The sequence below is a fragment of the Streptomyces sp. NPDC050703 genome (assembly GCF_040654435.1).
GTDB lineage: Bacteria > Actinomycetota > Actinomycetes > Streptomycetales > Streptomycetaceae > Streptomyces.
This window is the reverse complement of the sequence record NZ_JBFAHX010000012.1, coordinates 1-16,474: the sequence shown is the minus strand read 5'-3', so window position 1 is coordinate 16,474 and position 16,474 is coordinate 1. Positions and strand designations below refer to the sequence as shown.

At 72.7% G+C, this 16,474-nt stretch carries 20 protein-coding genes and 1 tRNA gene; 8 read left to right on the top strand and 13 right to left on the bottom strand.

All coding sequences use genetic code 11. The features are described from left to right. Window positions 1-117: 117 nt before the first annotated feature. On the top strand, window positions 118-1,305 hold the full coding sequence (locus AB0I16_RS13935; protein WP_363249593.1) for a thiolase family protein: 1,188 nt from the start codon (window positions 118-120) through the stop codon (window positions 1,303-1,305). A gap of 218 nt (window positions 1,306-1,523) precedes the next feature. On the opposite strand, the gene AB0I16_RS13930 is transcribed toward AB0I16_RS13935, so the two are convergent. After that, on the bottom strand, window positions 1,524-3,617 hold the full coding sequence (locus tag AB0I16_RS13930; RefSeq protein WP_363249592.1) for an MDR family MFS transporter: 2,094 nt from the start codon (window positions 3,615-3,617) through the stop codon (window positions 1,524-1,526). A gap of 89 nt (window positions 3,618-3,706) precedes the next feature. After that, window positions 3,707-4,237, bottom strand: coding sequence for a DUF309 domain-containing protein (locus AB0I16_RS13925; protein WP_363249591.1), 531 nt, complete (start codon window positions 4,235-4,237; stop codon window positions 3,707-3,709). 107 nt (window positions 4,238-4,344) lie between these two features. On the opposite strand from AB0I16_RS13925, the gene AB0I16_RS13920 reads away from it, so the two are divergent. Both AB0I16_RS13920 and AB0I16_RS13915 read left to right on the top strand, forming a co-directional pair. Further along, window positions 4,345-4,418: transfer RNA gene (locus AB0I16_RS13920), tRNA-Pro, on the top strand. Between the two features lie 480 nt (window positions 4,419-4,898). Then, a complete protein-coding gene (locus tag AB0I16_RS13915) occupies window positions 4,899-5,141 on the top strand; it encodes a hypothetical protein (RefSeq protein ID WP_363249590.1) in 243 nt (80 codons plus the stop codon). On the opposite strand, the gene AB0I16_RS13910 is transcribed toward AB0I16_RS13915, so the two are convergent. The 4 genes from AB0I16_RS13910 to AB0I16_RS13895 all read right to left on the bottom strand — a co-directional run bounded on the left by AB0I16_RS13910 (window position 5,110) and on the right by AB0I16_RS13895 (window position 7,936). Then, a complete protein-coding gene (locus AB0I16_RS13910) occupies window positions 5,110-5,796 on the bottom strand; it encodes a YceI family protein (RefSeq protein ID WP_363249589.1) in 687 nt (228 codons plus the stop codon). The two genes, AB0I16_RS13915 and AB0I16_RS13910, sit on opposite strands and share 32 nt — an antisense overlap. A 169-nt stretch (window positions 5,797-5,965) precedes the next feature. After that, window positions 5,966-6,202: a helix-turn-helix transcriptional regulator gene (locus AB0I16_RS13905; RefSeq protein WP_363249588.1), complete on the bottom strand. Its 237-nt coding sequence runs from the start codon at window positions 6,200-6,202 to the stop codon at window positions 5,966-5,968. Then, window positions 6,202-6,699, bottom strand: coding sequence for a DUF2975 domain-containing protein (locus tag AB0I16_RS13900; RefSeq protein ID WP_363249587.1), 498 nt, complete (start codon window positions 6,697-6,699; stop codon window positions 6,202-6,204). The genes AB0I16_RS13905 and AB0I16_RS13900 overlap by 1 nt, the downstream gene beginning before the upstream one ends. A gap of 100 nt (window positions 6,700-6,799) precedes the next feature. Next, window positions 6,800-7,936 carry a glutamate--cysteine ligase gene (locus AB0I16_RS13895; protein ID WP_363249586.1) on the bottom strand — a complete coding sequence of 379 codons (1,137 nt, stop codon included), beginning with the start codon at window positions 7,934-7,936 and terminating at the stop codon, window positions 6,800-6,802. Between the two features lie 170 nt (window positions 7,937-8,106). On the opposite strand from AB0I16_RS13895, the gene AB0I16_RS13890 reads away from it, so the two are divergent. The 3 genes from AB0I16_RS13890 to AB0I16_RS13880 all read left to right on the top strand — a co-directional run bounded on the left by AB0I16_RS13890 (window position 8,107) and on the right by AB0I16_RS13880 (window position 10,041). Next, on the top strand, window positions 8,107-9,072 hold the full coding sequence (locus tag AB0I16_RS13890; protein WP_363249585.1) for an LLM class F420-dependent oxidoreductase: 966 nt from the start codon (window positions 8,107-8,109) through the stop codon (window positions 9,070-9,072). Window positions 9,073-9,144: 72 nt separating this feature from the next. Then, window positions 9,145-9,564 (top strand): hypothetical protein, encoded by a 420-nt coding sequence (locus AB0I16_RS13885; protein ID WP_363249584.1) that lies wholly within the window; start codon window positions 9,145-9,147, stop codon window positions 9,562-9,564. 72 nt (window positions 9,565-9,636) lie between these two features. After that, the gene (locus AB0I16_RS13880) at window positions 9,637-10,041 is read left to right on the top strand and encodes a hypothetical protein (protein ID WP_363249583.1); all 405 of its coding nucleotides are present in this window, start codon (window positions 9,637-9,639) and stop codon (window positions 10,039-10,041) included. 34 nt (window positions 10,042-10,075) lie between these two features. Here AB0I16_RS13880 and AB0I16_RS13875 read toward each other — a convergent pair whose 3' ends face one another. The 4 genes from AB0I16_RS13875 to AB0I16_RS13860 all read right to left on the bottom strand — a co-directional run bounded on the left by AB0I16_RS13875 (window position 10,076) and on the right by AB0I16_RS13860 (window position 12,758). Further along, window positions 10,076-11,092 carry an iron-containing redox enzyme family protein gene (locus AB0I16_RS13875; RefSeq protein ID WP_363249582.1) on the bottom strand — a complete coding sequence of 339 codons (1,017 nt, stop codon included), beginning with the start codon at window positions 11,090-11,092 and terminating at the stop codon, window positions 10,076-10,078. Beyond that, window positions 11,089-11,343 (bottom strand): CDGSH iron-sulfur domain-containing protein, encoded by a 255-nt coding sequence (locus tag AB0I16_RS13870; protein ID WP_363249581.1) that lies wholly within the window; start codon window positions 11,341-11,343, stop codon window positions 11,089-11,091. Before AB0I16_RS13870 ends, AB0I16_RS13875 begins: the two co-directional genes overlap by 4 nt. Then, a complete protein-coding gene (locus AB0I16_RS13865) occupies window positions 11,327-12,019 on the bottom strand; it encodes a HemK2/MTQ2 family protein methyltransferase (RefSeq protein ID WP_363249580.1) in 693 nt (230 codons plus the stop codon). The genes AB0I16_RS13870 and AB0I16_RS13865 overlap by 17 nt, the downstream gene beginning before the upstream one ends. Before the next feature lie 214 nt (window positions 12,020-12,233). Further along, window positions 12,234-12,758 carry a DUF6328 family protein gene (locus AB0I16_RS13860; protein WP_363249579.1) on the bottom strand — a complete coding sequence of 175 codons (525 nt, stop codon included), beginning with the start codon at window positions 12,756-12,758 and terminating at the stop codon, window positions 12,234-12,236. Window positions 12,759-12,886: 128 nt separating this feature from the next. On the opposite strand from AB0I16_RS13860, the gene AB0I16_RS13855 reads away from it, so the two are divergent. Then, entirely contained in the window at window positions 12,887-13,114 is a 228-nt protein-coding gene (locus tag AB0I16_RS13855; protein WP_363249578.1) for a DUF5133 domain-containing protein, read from the top strand. A gap of 31 nt (window positions 13,115-13,145) precedes the next feature. On the opposite strand, the gene AB0I16_RS13850 is transcribed toward AB0I16_RS13855, so the two are convergent. The 3 genes from AB0I16_RS13850 to AB0I16_RS13840 form a co-directional block, all read right to left on the bottom strand. After that, on the bottom strand, window positions 13,146-14,543 hold the full coding sequence (locus AB0I16_RS13850; protein ID WP_363249577.1) for an NADP-dependent succinic semialdehyde dehydrogenase: 1,398 nt from the start codon (window positions 14,541-14,543) through the stop codon (window positions 13,146-13,148). Between the two features lie 152 nt (window positions 14,544-14,695). Next, window positions 14,696-15,112 (bottom strand): CBS domain-containing protein, encoded by a 417-nt coding sequence (locus tag AB0I16_RS13845; protein WP_363249576.1) that lies wholly within the window; start codon window positions 15,110-15,112, stop codon window positions 14,696-14,698. Window positions 15,113-15,239: 127 nt separating this feature from the next. Beyond that, window positions 15,240-15,713 (bottom strand): nuclear transport factor 2 family protein, encoded by a 474-nt coding sequence (locus AB0I16_RS13840; RefSeq protein ID WP_363249575.1) that lies wholly within the window; start codon window positions 15,711-15,713, stop codon window positions 15,240-15,242. Between the two features lie 108 nt (window positions 15,714-15,821). Here AB0I16_RS13840 and AB0I16_RS13835 point away from each other — a divergent pair, with 108 nt between their 5' ends. Beyond that, window positions 15,822-16,379 (top strand): TetR/AcrR family transcriptional regulator, encoded by a 558-nt coding sequence (locus AB0I16_RS13835; protein WP_363249574.1) that lies wholly within the window; start codon window positions 15,822-15,824, stop codon window positions 16,377-16,379. Window positions 16,380-16,474 lie beyond the last annotated feature (95 nt).

The following is a 16,474-nucleotide window of genomic DNA, read 5'->3' as shown; positions in this document are numbered from 1 at the left end:
GAGCGGGCCGGGCACGGCGGTGACCCCTTCCCCCGGGTCCGCCGTGCGCATACACTCCAAAACTAGCAGCGCTAATTAACATGCAGCGAGACCCGAGCAACGATCCGGAGCCGTATCGTGCGCACCGTCCACTTCGCCGCCGCCCGCCGCACCCCCATCGGCAGACTCCGCGGCGCCCTCTCCTCCGTCCGCCCCGACGACCTCGCCGCCGGCGTCGTGCGGGGCCTGCTCGCCGACATCCCCGGGCTCGACCCCGCGAGGATCGACGACATCTACTGGGGCGCCGCCAACCAGGCGGGGGAGGACAACCGCAACGTGGCCCGCATGGCCGCCCTCCTCGCGGGCCTGCCCGCATCGGTGCCCGGCGCCACCGTGAACCGGCTCTGCGCCTCCGGCCTCGAAGCGGTCACCACCGCCGCCCGCACCATCGCGGCGGGCGAGGCCGACATTGTCCTCGCGGGCGGCTCCGAGTCCATGAGCCGCGCCCCCTTCGTGCTGCCCCGCCCCGACGAGGCCCTGCCGCACCGCATGGAGACGGCCGACACCCGCCTCGGCTGGCGCCTGACCAACCCGCGCATGAAGGACCTGCACGGCGTCCTCGCGATGGGGGAGACCGCGGAGGAGGTCGCCGAGCGCCACGGCGTCACACGCGAACGGCAGGACGCCTTCGCGCTGCGCAGCCACCAACGCGCGGCCGCCGCCCGCAAGGACGGCCACTTCGACGACGAGCTGCTCCCCGTCACCCGGCCCGACGGCACCGTCGTCGACACGGACGAGTGCGTGCGCGAGGACACCTCGTACGAGAAGCTCAGCGGCCTCAGGCCCGTCTTCCGCGAGGGCGGCACGGTCACCGCCGGCAACGCGTCGCCGATGAACGACGGCGCTGCGGGGCTGCTGCTCGTCAGCGAGGAGGCCCTGAACGACCTCGGCCTCGAATCCCTCGGCCGGTACGCCGCGGGCGCCTCGGCGGGCGTGCACCCCGACGTCATGGGCCTCGGCCCCGTACCCGCCACCCGCAAGGCCCTCGACCGGCTCGGCTGGAGCGTCGGGGACATCCAGGAGGCGGAGTTCAACGAGGCGTTCGCCGCGCAGGCCCTCGCCTGCGTCGACGCCCTCGGCTTCGACCCCGACCTGGTCAACCCCTCCGGCGGCGCCATCGCTCTCGGCCACCCCCTCGGCTGCTCGGGCGCCCGCATCCTCACCACCCTGCTGCACCGCATGCGCCGCACCGGCGCCGCGCGGGGCCTCGCCACCATGTGCGTCGGCGTCGGCCAGGGCAGCGCGCTCCTCGTCGAGCGCGACTGACCCACGGACCGCGGCGGAGGCGGACGCCGTCGCGGCCCCCTCAGAGCCTGTCTTTGAACCCTCGCCTGCGCCCCGACGCCCGGCACGCCCGCTCGCCGCACGGCGCCCCCGGACAGGTGGCTTCGCCACATGACCGGGGACGCCGCACGCCGATCGCACGCACCGACCGCCGCTGCGCCCGCGCTCCGCGCGGACGACGGGGGTTCAAAGACAGGCTCTCAGCGGGAGGCCACCGTGGCGCCCGCCATCTCGGGGGTGAACCCCTGCTCCAGATCCTCGGCGAGCAGCCGCTTGGCGATGGAGTCGACCGCCGCGGCCAGCTTCTCGTCCGGCGGACGCCCCAGATCCTTCTGCACCTCCTCGCCCAGCCACTTCGACCACGCCGCGGAGATGGCGGCGGCCTCGCGCTCCCCGGCCGGGGTGTGCGAGAAGTACGTACCCGTACGGGTCAGGAAGCCCTCCTCCACCATGCGGTCGAAGACGGGCACCAGGACCTCGGCCGGAATCCTGCGCCGGGCCGCGATCAGACCCAGGCTCGCGTGCCCCACCATCCGGGTGAAGAGCGAGACCTGCATGACCGCCCAGGCGCCCGCGATGTCGAGGCGGGTGTCGGAGTCCCTGATGATGCCGCGCGCGGTGCTCATGCCGACGTTGCGGACGAGGTGCGCGACGCTCCTCTGCAGGTGCAGCTCCGAGTCCGAGCCGGTCGGCTGCGCGAAGCCCTCGCCCATGTCGGGCGCGCTTGTGCGGGCGCTGTCACGCAGCTGCACCTGCTTGAGGAACAGCGCCACCAGGAACCCGAGCAGCGCCACGGGGACCGTCCACAGGAAGACGGTGTGCAGGGTGTCGGCGTACGCCCGGACCACGGGCGCCGCCGCGGCGCCCGGCAGCTCGTGCACCCCCTGCGGGCTCTGCGCCGCCTCCGCGACGGCGCCCGGGTCCGCCGTCCCGGTCCGCGCCGCGTCCGCGATGCCGTCCCTGAGGTTCGGCGCGAGGGTGTTGGCGTAGATGGTGCCGAACACCGCGGTGCCGAAGGAGCTGCCCAGCGTGCGGAAGAAGGTGACGCCGGAGGTGGCGGTGCCCAGGTCCCCGTACGGGACGGTGTTCTGCACGGCGATGGTCAGCACCTGCATGCACAGGCCGATCCCGGCACCGAGCACGAACATGTACAGCGACTCCAGCCAGGTGCTGGTGGTGTCGTCCATGAGGGAGAGCAGGAACAGCCCGAACGCCATCACCAGGGAGCCGACGATCGGGAAGATCCTGTACGTGCCGGTCTTGCTGACCACGTTGCCGCTGAAGACCGAGGCGATGAGGAGGCCGATCACCATGGGCAGCGTCCGCACGCCGGAGGTGGTGGCCGAGTCGCCGTCGACGTACTGGAGGTACGTCGGCAGGAACGTCATCGCGCCGAGCATCGCGAAGCCCACGATGAAGCTGAGGATCGAGCAGACCGTGAAGACCGGGTTGCCGAAGAGCCGCATCGGCAGCATCGGCTCCGCCGCCCGGGTCTCCACCACGCAGAACAGCGCCAGCGAGACGACGCCGCCCGCGAAGAGGCCGAGGATCATGGGGGAGCCCCACGCGTACTGGTTGCCGCCCCAGCTCGTCGCGAGGATCAGCGCGCTCGCCCCGATCGCGACCAGCGCGATGCCGAGGTAGTCGATGACCGGGCGCACCGCCGACCTCACGACGGGGATGGTGCGGGCCGCCGCCAGGACCACGACGATCGCGATGGGCACGTTGACGTAGAACGCCCAGCGCCAGCTGAGGTGGTCGGTGAAGAGCCCCCCGAGCAGCGGCCCGATCACGGTGGAGACACCGAAGACGGCGCCGATCGCGCCCTGGTACTTGCCGCGCTCGCGCAGCGGGATGACGTCGGCGATCAACGCCATGGACGTGACCATCAGACCGCCCGCGCCGATGCCCTGCATCGCCCGCCAGGCGATGAGCAGCGTCATGTTCGCCGACAGGCCGCACAGGAACGAACCGGTGATGAAGACGACCGCGGAGACCTGGAAGACGATCTTGCGGCCGAAGAGGTCGCCGAACTTGCCGACGAGGACCGTGGCGACGGTCTCCGCGAGCAGGTACGACGTGACCACCCACGACATGTGCTCCGCGCCGCCGAGGTCCGACACGATCGTCGGCAGCGCGGTGCCGACGATGGTCTGGTCGAGCGCGGCGAGCAGCATTCCCAGCACGATCGTGGCGAAGACGACGTTGCGACGGCGCCGGTCGAGTACGGGCGGCGCCTGGGCCTGCGCGGCGGCGGGGGCGGATTCCGGTGCCGGCTGCTCGGTGGTGGTCACACGGTCACCCTCACACCGGGGCGCGGTAGCTGCATGCGGGGCGAGTCCGCTCCGGTGACGGCGCCGGGTACCGGCCACCCGGCCCCCGGCTACGCTCCCGGGCCCTCCCGCAGCCGCGGCGCGTGGGCGTCCGCGTCCACCGCCCGCTGCTCGCGCGCGAGCCCCTCCGCCAGCTCCTCCGCCCAGGCGGTCAGCTCCGGCACACGGATTCCGTAGGGCCGGGGGCGGCCCGTCTCCTCGGTCCACGCGGAGACCGCCGCGGCCCCGCGCAGCAGCAGCCGTGCGCCGCCCGTGGTGTTGCCGCGGGCCGCGTGGGTGAGGCCCACCGCGAGCTGGGCCATGCCCTGCCACAGGCCGCGCTCCTCCTCGGGGCCCGACTTCCACGCGTCCTCGAAGACCTCGTGCGCGTGGAAGGGCCGCCCCGCGTCCAGCAGCTCCTGCGCCTCGGCGAGGGATTCGCCGGGCGTGCGCACGACACCCTCGGGCTGCCGGGCCACGCCCTCGGTGCCGTAGGGGAGGGGCCTGCCGAGGCCGTCGCGCGGGCGCTGGTTGCGGGCCCGGCCCTCGGCGTCCCTGTCCCGGTCGCGGTCGTCTTCGTACGGTCGCGGTGCAGTGCTCATACGAGCATTGTCGCGCGGAGCTGACGACGGTCACCGGCGAACGGAGCACCCTCGGCCGTGGGGTAGAGTTCTTCTTGTGATCACGCGGGGCACCGCGAAGGACACAACGGGACGTGGCGCAGCTTGGTAGCGCACTTGACTGGGGGTCAAGGGGTCGCAGGTTCAAATCCTGTCGTCCCGACTCGAAGGAGTCGTGGAAGAGGGGCCATCTCTGGATGGCCCCTCTTCTCGTTTCACCGGGGGTGCGGTCCACTTCCCCTCCCGGAACGGGGCAGCACCTCGGGGGCCTGGACGGGGGCCCAGTGGCCGGGCTCGGTGAAGTCGATCTCCGTCGGCAGGGCGTCCGTCCCTTCGCCCCGTCTTTCCGCGACGGTGTGAATGGCTGTATGCGGATAGCGGGCAGCATCGGCACGGGGGGCCGGTACCACGGGACGTACGCGTGGCGGCTCGTCGGGGACCCCGGAAGAGGCTCAGCGGAACAGGCGTTCCCGCGCGGCCCGAAAGGAATTTTTCCGTAGGGCCCGACGGGCCCGGCGGACTCGAATGCGGAGTATGTTGAAAGGGCTGGGGGCCACCCTGAGATCAATTCATTGATCGATCAATTCGGGTGCCCCTGCGATCTTTTTCAGAAGCACGTGATCCATCGCAAGGGGGCAGCGCCGTGTTCGAAATTCTGACTGATTTACTGGACTCGCTCGACAACACTCCCGATTTCACTCCGGAGGCCGCCCACCCCGCATCGGGCGGTGACGTGTTGTTCGGGCACCACGGCGAGATACAGAACGGAAGCTATGTGACCGTCCCGGACCCCGGTGAAGTGACCGCCGCGGACGGCACGGACTACCTCTCGCCCGCGGACAAGAGCGCGGGCGTCAACCCCCGGCCGGCGCCGAACCCGGCGTAGCCGCCCCGGGCGTGACCCTGATCGCCGAGATGTCGAACTGCAGGCGCACCTTCTCGCTCACCATGGTCCCGCCCGCCTCAAGACGCTGGTTGTAGACCAGGCCCCACTCGGTGCGGTCGATCGTGGTGGTGCCGTCGAAGCCGGCGCGCTCGAAGCCGAACGGGTCCACGACGGAGCCGAGGTAGTCGAGCTGCAGCTCGACGGGGCGCGTGACGTCGCGGATGGTCAGGTCCCCCGCCATGCGGAAGCTCTCGCCGCCCTCGTGCAGCGCGGACGTACTGCGGAACGTCATCTCCGGATGGCGGCGCGCGTCGAAGAAGTCCGCGCCGACGAGATGCGCGTCGCGCTGCTCGACGCCCGTGTCGACGCTGCCGACCCGGATGGTGATCTCGGCCCGCGACGCGGAGGGCCGCGCCCCGTCGAAGTAGAGCGTGCTGTCGTAGTCGCCGAAGGCGCCGCGCACCGTCGTGACCATCGCGTGCCGCACGGAGAATCCGATGCGGCTGTGCGGGCGGTCGATGGTCCACTCCCCGGTCAGCGCGCGCAGTGCGGGGTCGAGCGGCGCCGCGCCGACCGCCGTCGAGAAGGGCGCGCCCGGTCCGACATCCTGCGTCCGCTCTATGGTCGCCGTCTGGCGGCGGCTGAAGATACCCATGATGTCCGTGGTCTCCTTCGAAATCGATCAGTCCGTGCTATCACGCCGGGGGCCCGGCGTGAGCTGCGAGATGGGAGGCCTCGTCCGGGTTCCATGGTGTCGGCGGCAAAGCTCTACGAGATCCGCACGGATGGGGACACGCGTCCGGCCGGTCGCGTGTCGTCCTAAGTCACAGCGGAGCCTCGTCCAGGGCGCGGGCGGGCTCGGCCTCGAAGCGGAGCAGGTCGCCCGGCTGGCAGTCGAGCACCTCGCAGAGCGCGGCGAGGGTCGAGAAGCGCACCGCCTTGGCGCGGCCGTTCTTCAGGACCGCCAGGTTGGCGGGGGTGATACCGACGCGGTCCGCCAGCTCGCCCACCGACATCTTCCGCCGGGCCAGCATCACGTCGATGTCGACGGCGATCGGCATCAGATCACCCCGGCCAGTTCGGCCCGCATCCGTGTGGCCTCGACGTCCCGCGCCACCGCCTGGGCGAGCAGTGTCCGCAGGACGAGGACGACGAGCGCGACGCCCATGACCGCCACGCCGACCCCGCCGAGCAGCAGGACGACGCCCGGCGCGACGGCCTCGCCGGGGGCCAGGACGGCTCCCAGGGCGAACACCAGCAGGGCGGCGGCCGCGAAGGCGCCGGCCACCGTGTCGACGTAGCGGAAGGCGGCGGTGGAGAACACCGTGCCGCGCCGTGTCATCGTCACGAGCCGCCATACGCAGACCATGACGGCCTGCGCCGAGACGATGCCCAGCAGGACGATCGTGAGGATCGGTGTCCGCTGGGCCGCCAGGGCCGCGTCGGCCCCGTCCAGATCGGCCGCGAGCAGCGGCACCAGGACCGCCTGCACGAACAGGGAACCGGCCCCGAGCGCCGCGAGCACGGCGCGCAGGGCCAGTACGGTCGTTCGTCCCATCGTCTCTCCACCCCTCGGTCACGGGCCGCCGTCCGTCGATCGACCCACGATGGGAATGTATCGAAAAACGATAGATGCGACAAGGTCGCGCCCGCGGCGTCTACGAGGCCTGCGTGCGGCGCACGCACTCCGCGACCATGGCGCTCAGACTGCCCGTACGCTCCACCAGCTCGCGCTGGACGCGGGCCCCGTTGCCGTGTTCGAGCAGGCCCGCGGCCGTCTTGCGCACCATGTCCAGGTCGCCGGTGTCGTCGAGGGCGTCCTTGACGTGGTCGATGAGCGCGGCCACCACCTCGGCACCCGGGGCGGGCCGCATGGTCACCGGGTCGAGCAGGACGTCGTCGACGCCCGACCTCGCCGCCCGCCACGCGGCGAGGCGCAGCAGGCTGACGCCGTGCGGCACCGGCGGCCGTCCCGCGCGCCAGTCCCGCGCGGCCGTCTCGACCAGCGCCCTGGCCAGCGCGGCGACCAGGATCGTCGTCGAGGCCTCCAGGCAGACGTCGGCCACCCGGATCTCGACGGTGGGGTAGCGGTGGGAGAGCCGGGCGTCGAAGTAGACCATCCCTCGGTCGCGCAGGACACCGCTCGCCACCATGTCGTCGACCTGCCGCTGGTACTCCTCGGGCGAGCCGAAGAGCCCGGTCGGGCCGGCCATCGGCCAGCGGCCCCACACGCGGTTGCGGTAGCTGCTGTACCGGCTGTCGTTCCCCTGCCAGTAGGGGGAGTTGCCGCTCAGCGCGAGCAGCACCGGCAGCCACGGCCTGATCCGGTCGATGACGGCCACGCCCTCCTCGTCCGAGTCGACGGACACGTGGATGTGGCAGCCGCAGGTCAACTGCTCCTGGGTGGTGAGGCCGAACTGCTCGTCCATCCACTGGTAGCGCGGGCCCACGTTGAGCTTGGGGCTGACCGGCAGGGGAGAGGTGGCGAGGGCCGCGACGGCGCCCCCCACGTCGCCCGCGTGCCGGTCCGCGTCCGCGCGCCACCGGACGACCTCGTCGAGGAGGCTGTCCATGCTCGTACGGGGCTGCGTGGCGAACTCCAGCTGCTGCCCCTGGAGCTCCGTCTCGAAGGTCTCCTCCTCGGGAGCGCGGTAGTCGGAGTCCTGGGGCTCGGCGCCGGTGTTCTCGCCGGTGTCCCTGGCGGCCCGTGCCAGTACCGCCGAGGACAGCGCCCTCGGTTCACCGCTCTCGCGGTCGATGAGGAGAAGCTCCTCCTCCACTCCTACAGTGCGCACGCTGCCCATCCTTAGAACTCTCCGCCGGCGGCGGGCGCCACCGGACTCTCTCGCGGGTGGCGGGAACCACCGTCCCCTGCGGGTACCCCGATGTTGCTTCCGCAGCCGCCGACCGAGGGCTACGGGCCGTCGAATGTTTCGGCGAGACCATTTCGGCAAAGCGATGTTTTATGGTGCAAATCGGCTACACAATGATGACGGAGCAGGCCGGGCCCCGCGCTCTGGTCGACGATGTGGTCGCGGCGGAGCGCGCCGGATTCGACTTCTCCGTCACCTCCGACCACTACTTCCCGTGGCTGGAGTCCCAGGGGCACTCGCCGTACGCCTGGAGCGTCCTCGGCGCGGCGGCGCAGGCGACCTCGCGCATCCCCCTCATGACCTACGTGACCTGCCCGACCGTCCGCTACCACCCCGCCGTGGTGGCGCAGAAGGCAGCGACCATGCAGCTCCTGGCCGAAGGCCGCTTCCGGCTCGGCCTCGGCTCCGGCGAGAGCCTCAACGAGCACGTCGTCGGGGCCGACTGGCCCTCGCCGCAGGTCCGCATCGAGATGCTCGAAGAGGCCATCGAGATCATCCGCGCCCTCTTCACCGGCGACAACGTCAACCACCAGGGCACCCACTTCGACGTCGCCAACGCCCGCATCTGGGACCTGCCCGACGAGCCGCCGCCCATCGGCGTCGCGGTCTCGGGCAAGCGGTCCTGCTCCCTGGCCGGACGCCTCGCCGACCTGGTCATCGCGACCGAGCCCAAGGCCGGACTCCTCGACGCCTTCGACCGGCACGGCGGCAGCGGCAAACCCCGCGTCGGACAGCTCCCGGTCTGCTACGACCCCGACAAGGACGCGGCGGTCGCCCGCGCCCACGACCAGTTCCGCTGGTCCGTCGGCGGCTGGCCGGTCAACTCCGAGCTGCCGGGACCCTCCGGCTTCGCCGGCGCCACCCAGCACGTGACCCCGGAGGAACTCGCGGAGACGATCCCGTGCGGCGACGACGTCGACGCCTTCGTGGAGGCCGTACGCCCCTTCGCTGACGCGGGCTTCACGGAGATCGCGCTCGTCCAGGTGGGCGGCGACCACCAGCGTCCCTTCATCGAATGGGCGGAGAAGAAGCTGCTGCCCGCACTGCGCGAGCTCTGACCGCCGGATACCCGCGACGCCACCGGGTACCCGCGCCCCATCAGCCACCAGCCACCCCACGGAGAGATCAGCGTGAACGACACATCGAACGCCGCGTCGGCCGACCCGGAGTCCCCTTCCCCCGACCTCGTGCAGGTCGTCCTCGACAAGTGCTCGGCGGCCGACGCGGACACGGTCTTCGGCGTGCTGCGCGAGTACTTCCCCTCCGACCGGGGGGACGACGCGCCCCGCCAGACGGGCCAGTCCGAGCCCGCCGTGTGGACCGGGGAGTTCTACGCGGACAAGTCCCCCGAGTCCGTCTCCGGCGTCCTGCTCGCGGACTCCGTCACCGCCGACCTGCAGGGCGGTCCCGTCGCGGTCGGCCGGGTGCGCTCGGTCCTGGAGTCCGCCTTCGTCGCCGAGGCGGGCGGCACCGTCTCCGGCGACCAGGAGGTCCAGCTCCAGCTCCGCCTGACGGGCGCCGAGCACGGGGAGCCCCGCGACAAGGCCTGATCGGGCGCACCTCGCCGCGTGTCGTGCGCCGAACCAGCGGGCCCCGCTGCGGCGTACGGCATCGTGTCGCGGGTGAGAGCAGCATCGGTGCGCGCGAGAGGCCCCGCCCTGGCCGCCACGGCGGCCCTGGTCGGCGCGCTCACCGGCTGCGGCGGCACCGGCGTGCGCGAGGACGCGGCGGCGCGGGCGGCGACCCGCTTCGCGGAGGGCCCGCGAGCCCCGGAAGCCGCCTGCGCCGCGCTCGCCCCCGGCACCCGCGAGGAGCTGGAGCGGAACGCCGGACTGCCCTGCGCGCGGGCCCTGCCCGACGCCGGGCTGCCGGAGGCGGGCCCTGTCCGCTCCGTCGACGTCCACGGCACGCAGGCACGGGTGGCGGCCGCCCGGGACACGCTGTTCCTGTCGTCCCTGCGCCGGCGCGGCTCACCCGAGTCCAAGCCCGTCGGCGTCCCGCACGGCGCGACCGGCGTCGAGGGCTGAGGGTCCGCGGACCGGCGGCCCGCGGACCGTCCGCTCAGGCGGCGCGCAGGGCGCTGCGCCCCTGCCGCCAGTTCGCCAGGAGCAGCGCCCCGAGCCGGTCCTCCAGGAACCCGGTGGACTGGATGCCGAACGCCACGTCCGCGTCGAGGTCCGGTTCGGCGGCGAGGAGACCGCCCACGACGTCCCTGCGCACCACCTGCTCGTGCACCGCGTCCGCCTCCACGTGCTCGTCGTAGAACCGCTGCGCGGCCGGACCCGCGCCGACGCGGCGCAGCGCGGCGGCCAGCCGGCGCGAGCCGGGCGGTGAGGTGACCTCGACGGCCGCGAAGTGCCCGACCAGCGCGCCGCGCAGCGCACGGTGCAGACCGAAGAGGGACATCAGGTTCACCGTGGCGAGGGCCTCCGCCGGGGCCGCCTCGATGTAGTGGCCGTAGTCCGTCGCGAGGTCCAGGTCGGCCATCAGCTCCGCGAACAGCCGCGCGTGGATGTCCTCCGCGCGCCCGGCGCCGAACTCGTCGAACTCGATGGCCACCATGGCGGCCTTGGCCCGGCCGTGCAGCCGGGGGATGACCCAGGCGTGCGGGTCGGCCTCCTTGAGGTGGTAGAGCGAGCGCAGGGCCGCGTACTCCCTGAGCTGCCACAGCTCCCCCTCGCGCTGGAGATGGTGGCTGACGCTGCTCTCGTCGTGGCCGACGGGCTCCACGAGGAGCCCGGCAAGGGCCTCCTCCGCGGTGTCGACCGCCGGGACGTCGGCGCGCAGGGCCGTGAGGAACCGCTGCTCCATGGCGTGCCTGAGGGCGAGGAGACCGGGGTCCCACTCCCGCTCGTCGGCGACGTCCGCGTAGCCCTGGTAGTGGAGTTCGTACAGGACGTAGAGGGCGAGCTGGAGGTCTTCGCCGTACGGGTCGGCGTCCGCCGCCCGGCGCTGGAGGTCGGGGGCGGGGGCGTCCTGCCGCAGGGCGGAGACGACGCCCTCGGACAGCTCGCCGCGGGGGGCGGGCAGGCCCGGACTGTGCAGGCGGGATTCACGGACCGCGGTGGGGGCGCTCATGACGTCCTTTCCGTTTCCCCGGAGTCGGCCGGCGTGCGCGCACCGCGGCTCTCGGGCTTCACTCGCTTGCGGTGGCTGGTGTCGCACCACGGGTACCTGCGGCTGCGGCGGCAGGTGCAGATCGCGACGTTGAAGCGGCGCGAGGTGTGGACGGTGCCGTCCGCGCCGACGACCTCGACCGGGCCCTCCACCAGGAGCGGTCCCTCGGGGTCGACCGTGACGCGGCGGGGGCGCTCATCGGCGTTCGGCACGGATCACCACCAGCTCTTCCAGGTTCTCGTCGGCGCCCAGGAGATTCTGGCTGCGCAGCCACGCCCTGCGGGAGCGGAGCACCGGGCCGAGCGGTATGTACTCCCGGTCGGTGACCTTGGGGACCATGCCGGCCTCCCGCAGCCGGGCCAGCGTGGCGTCCGTGCCGCAGAGCGCGGAGTGCACCATGAGCAGCACGCCGCCCTCGCCGAGGGCCTTCGGCGCCGCCTCGCAGACCCGGTCCACGACGGAGCGCCCGCGCGGCCCGCCGTCCCACGCCCGCGCCGGGCCGCGCCGGGGCAGCACGGGGGAGGGCGAGGGCACGTAGGGCGGATTGCTGATCACGAAGTCGTACGGTCCTTCGGGCACCTCGGTCGTCAGGTCGGCGCGGAGCACGGTGACCGACTGCCCGGCGAGGCGGGCGTTGAGCCGCGCGGTCAGCACGGCCCGGCGGGAGATGTCGACCGCGGTGACCCGTCCGCCCTGGCGGGCGGCGGCCACGGCGAGCGCGCCGCTGCCCGTGCCCAGGTCGAGGACGGAGGCACCGTCGACGGCCTCGCGGCGCAGGGCGCGGGTGAGCAGCGCCGTGTCGTACTGGGGGGCGTACACGCCGGGCAGGGCCATCAGGCGCGGCGGGCGCAGCGGGGCCGGCATGGGCATCCGGGTCTGCGTGGTCATACGGCGTCTCCCGTCTGTGGGAACTCCCACGAGGGGCGTCCCTCCCTCCACACTCCGCCGGTTCGCACGGGGTCACCAGTCGAACAGTGACAGGTAGTGACATAGTGCGAACAGGGCGGATTTCTTCCAGGCTTCCGTCCCGGACCTGAGTGCCCGCCCCGCCGTGATCCAATCCACCCCGGTGCGCACGGAAGCCGGACACGGGGAGCGTGGACTACTGCTCCGGCGTGGTGTGGCGGTGCCGGGCCCAGGCGGGCAGGACGAACCAGCAGAGCAGGTACCAGCCGACGACTCCGGCCACCAGATAGGGCACCACGGCGTCGTGCGTGGCGACGCGCAGGACCAGCAGCAGGGCCGCCGTCAGGGTGCCGAGGAGCAGCAGCAGGCCCGCGAGGGTCAGGCGCGAGGCCCAGACCACCGCCCGCGGCTTGATCCAGCGGCCGGTCACCAGGCGGTGGAAGGAGACGGGGGCGATGAGGGCGCCCGTCGCGGCGGAACCGAGGACGACCGTCACGATGTAGATGATCCGGTCGGTGTCGCCCAGGTCCTTGAACCGCTCCGTGAAGACGACGGTGAGCAGGAAGCCGAAGAGGATCTGCACGCCGGTCTGCGCCACGCGCACTTCCTGGATGAGTTCGGCCCAGCGCCGGTCCGCGCGCTCGTCCTGCGTCTCGCGGCGGCCGTCGCCCCCGGGCTCGTCCCGGAGTCCGTGACCTGCATTGCCGCGCGAGGTGTCCACGGCTCCGAGTCTGCACAGGATGCGGGCGGACCACAATCGGAGCGATCACCGCTGATTCACCCGGTGGAGGCGGGGCAGACGGACCGCGAGTCAACATCCCGCGCACCGCGCCCGAGGGAGGAGCCCCCGTGCTGCTGGCACATCCCGTCCTGCTGGAAGACCTGGTGGAACGCTACAAGGCCCTGGCCATGCTCCGTGCCGACCAGGGCAGCGAGGCGAGCCGTCAGGAGTTCCAGGACATCGCGTACAGCCTGTGTGTCGCGACCGGTACGAGCGACGTCGACGCCGCGCTCATCGCGGCCAGTCACCGGCTGCCGGGGGCCCGGACGACGGACGACTCCCTGCTGACCGCCTGATCCGCCGTCCGCCGCGTCGCCCGGCCGGGTGCTACTCGGTCGGGCCGTACCAGACCGTCGTGGCGTTGCAGAACTCGCGGATGCCGTGGCCGGACAGCTCACGGCCGTAGCCGGAGCGCTTGACGCCGCCGAAGGGCAGCCCGGGGTGGGAGGCGGTCATCCCGTTGAAGAAGACGCCGCCCGCCTGGAGGTCCCGTACGCAGCGTTCCATGTCGGCCTCGTCGCGCGTCCACACGTTGGAACTCAGCCCGAACGGCACGTCGTTGGCGAGTGTCACCGCCTCGTCCAGGTCCCGTACGCGGTACAGCGTGGCCACGGGCCCGAACGTCTCCTCCCGGTGGACGCGCATCTTCGGCGTGACGTCCGCGAGGACGGTGGGGGAGTAGAACCAGCCCCGGTCACGGCCCTCGGGGCGCCCGCCGCCGCAGAGGGCGGTCGCGCCCTGGCCGAGCGCGTCGTCGACGAGTTCTTCGAGGTCGGCGCGGCCCCGTTCGCTGGCGACCGGGCCCACGTCGGTGTCCCGGTCGAGCGGGTCGCCGACGGTCAGCTCCCGCATCCCGGCGACGAACCGGTCACGGAAGTCGTCGTAGACGTCGGCGTGCACGATGAAGCGCTTGGCGGCGATGCAGGACTGGCCGTTGTTCTGCACGCGGGCGGTCACCGCGGTCCGCGCGGCGCGTGCGACGTCGGCGCTGGGCAGGACGAGGTAGGGGTCGCTGCCGCCGAGTTCGAGGACGGTCTTCTTGATCTCGTCGCCCGCGACGGAGGCCACCGAGCGGCCCGCCGGCTCGCTGCCGGTGAGGGTCGCGGCGGCCACCCGGTCGTCGCGCAGGATCGCCTCGACGGCGTCCGAGCCGATCAGCAGCGTCTGGAAGCAGCCCTCGGGGTATCCGGCGCGCCGGAAGAGGTCCTCCAGGTACAGGGCCGTCCTCGGCACGTTCGAGGCGTGCTTCAGCAGGCCCACGTTGCCCGCCATGAGGGCGGGGGCGGCGAAGCGCACCACCTGCCAGAGCGGGAAGTTCCACGGCATCACGGCGAGCACCACGCCCAGCGGGCGGTAGCGCACGACGGCCCGCGTGGCGCCGGAGTCGGACACGTCGGCCTGCGCGGGGTGCTCGTCGGCGAGCAGTTCCGCCGCGTGCTCGGCGTACCAGCGCATGGCCTTGACGCACTTCGCCGCCTCGGCCTCGGCCGCCTTGACGGGCTTGCCCATCTCGGTGGTCATGGTCCGCGCGATGTCGGCCGCGTCCTCTTCGAGGAGGTCGGCGGCCCGGTTCAGGAGCCGGGCGCGCTCGTCGAAGCCGGTGGTGCGGTGCCGCGCGTACGCCGCTTCGGCCGCCGCGAGGCGGCGCTCGATCTCCGCGCTCCCGAGCGGCTCGAAGGTTTCGAGCGTCTCACCGGTGGCGGGGTTGACCGTGGCGATGGGCATGCGGTTCCTCCTGGGGGTGCCTGGGCGCGGCGGATGGGCCCCCGGCCCGGGACGGCCAGCGTAGGCCGGGGGCCGCGCGGGGGCATGCGGAGAGACCGGAACGCGCCGCCCCGAGGGAGAGGAGGGCGGCGCGTTCCGGCCGGGGCGGGCCGTCAGTCGGTGGAGAGCGCCTCCAGGAGCTGTCCGGCCTTGGGGTCGGCGAGGGCACGGGCCGCGTCGGCGAGCGCCACCATCCCGACGAGGGAGTGGCCGTCGATGACGGGGAGCCGCCGCACCTTGTGGCTGGTCATGGTCGCGAAGATCTCGTCGGCGCTGTCGTCGGCGCCGATCGTCACGGCCTCGCTCTGCGCGAGCTCCCCGACGAGGACCCTGGAGGGGTCCTTGCCCTTGCCGAGGACCTTGACCACGATGTCCCGGTCGGTGAGGACTCCCTTGAGGCGGTTGTCGGTGCCGCAGATGGGCAGCGCCCCGACACCGAGTTCGGTGAGCTTGGCGGCCGCCTGGAGGACGGTCTCCTCGGCCCCCGCGCACTCGGCGCCCGGAGTCATGATGTCGCGAGCGGTGGTCACGTATGCCTCCTTGCCGGTTCGTTGGGTTCGCTGGGTTCTTCGGGTTCGGCGTCCCGGTGTGCCGGGCCGTCGACGCCCTCCGGGTGCCCAGCGCCGGGGAGGTGACACCCCGATCGTCCGCCTTCGTTCAGAGCCCGAGTGCGGTGAGGCCCGGGTGGTCGTCGGGGCGGCGGCCCAGCGGCCAGTGGTGGAGGCGGGCGGACTCCGCGATGGGGAGGTCGTTGATGCAGGCGTGGCGCACGCGCATCAGGCCGTCGTCGCCGAACTCCCAGTTCTCGTTCCCGTAGGACCGGAACCACTGCCCCGAGTCGTCGTGCCACTCGTAGGCGAAGCGCACCGCGATGCGGTGGCCTTCGTACGCCCAGATCTCCTTGATGAGCCGGTAGTCGAGTTCGCGGGCCCACTTGCGGGACAGGAAGGCGACGATCTCCGCCCGTCCGGTGACGAACTCGGCGCGGTTGCGCCAGCGGGAGTCCTCGCTGTACGCGAGGGCCACCTTCTCGGGGTCCCGGCTGTTCCAGCCGTCCTCGGCGAGGCGGACCTTCCGGATCGCCGTCTCACGGGTGAAGGGGGGTACGGGGGGTCGCGTCGTGGCGGTCATGTCACTCCTGGGCGTGCCGGACTGAGAACGATCGTTCTCCACTGTAGTAGCCTCGGACCCGACAGAGAACGCGCGTTCTCACATCCGGTCGCATCGCGGGAGGCACCCATGAACCACGCCGAGGCGGAGACCAGGCTCCTCGACGCCGCGGAGCGCCTGTTCTACGAGCGAGGCGTCCAGGCGGTCGGCATGGACCAGGTGCGCGCCGCGTCGGGGCTGTCGCTCAAGCGGCTCTACCAGCTCTTCCCCGCCAAGTCGGAGCTGGTGCGCGCCTGCCTCGACCGCAGGGACCGCCGCTGGCGCGCCCGGCTCGCGACCGCCGTGGAGGAGCGGCCCGCGGGCGACGAGCGCGTCCTCGCCGTCTACGACTGGCTGCACGCGTGGTTCAGCGAGCCGGACTTCCGAGGCTGCGCCTTCGTCAACGCGTACGGCGAACTGGGCGCGGTCGACCCGGCGGTGGCCGGCACCGTCCGGGCGCACAAGCGGGCCTTTCGCGCGTACATGGCGCGGCTCGTGACGGCCGCGGGCCACCCGGAGGCGCTGTCGGGCCCCCTGGTCCTGCTCGCGGAGGGCGCCATGACGGCCGCCGCGATCACGGGCTCGCCCGAGGCGGCCCGCGAGGCGCGGCGGGGGGCGGAGCGGCTGCTCGGCGCGGCGGTACGGTGACCCGGCCGCGGCCGGCGGAACAGGTGCGGGACGGCGGACGGCCGGGCGGTCCTGATCGGGGATCAGGAACACCGCGGCGGCCGGGCGGTCCTGAT

Coding starts and splice junctions, on each gene's coding strand:
- AB0I16_RS13890 (WP_363249585.1), top strand. CDS start 8,107: ATGGTGCAAATCGGCTACACAATGATGACGGAGCAGGCCGGGCCCCGC.
- AB0I16_RS13925 (WP_363249591.1), bottom strand. CDS start 4,237: ATGAGCACTGCACCGCGACCGTACGAAGACGACCGCGACCGGGACAGG.
- AB0I16_RS13905 (WP_363249588.1), bottom strand. CDS start 6,202: ATGCCGATCGCCGTCGACATCGACGTGATGCTGGCCCGGCGGAAGATG.
- AB0I16_RS13840 (WP_363249575.1), bottom strand. CDS start 15,713: ATGACCGCCACGACGCGACCCCCCGTACCCCCCTTCACCCGTGAGACG.
- AB0I16_RS13875 (WP_363249582.1), bottom strand. CDS start 11,092: ATGAGCGCCCCCACCGCGGTCCGTGAATCCCGCCTGCACAGTCCGGGC.
- AB0I16_RS13850 (WP_363249577.1), bottom strand. CDS start 14,543: ATGCCCATCGCCACGGTCAACCCCGCCACCGGTGAGACGCTCGAAACC.
- AB0I16_RS13900 (WP_363249587.1), bottom strand. CDS start 6,699: ATGGGACGAACGACCGTACTGGCCCTGCGCGCCGTGCTCGCGGCGCTC.
- AB0I16_RS13910 (WP_363249589.1), bottom strand. CDS start 5,796: ATGGGTATCTTCAGCCGCCGCCAGACGGCGACCATAGAGCGGACGCAG.
- AB0I16_RS13865 (WP_363249580.1), bottom strand. CDS start 12,019: ATGACCACGCAGACCCGGATGCCCATGCCGGCCCCGCTGCGCCCGCCG.
- AB0I16_RS13835 (WP_363249574.1), top strand. CDS start 15,822: ATGAACCACGCCGAGGCGGAGACCAGGCTCCTCGACGCCGCGGAGCGC.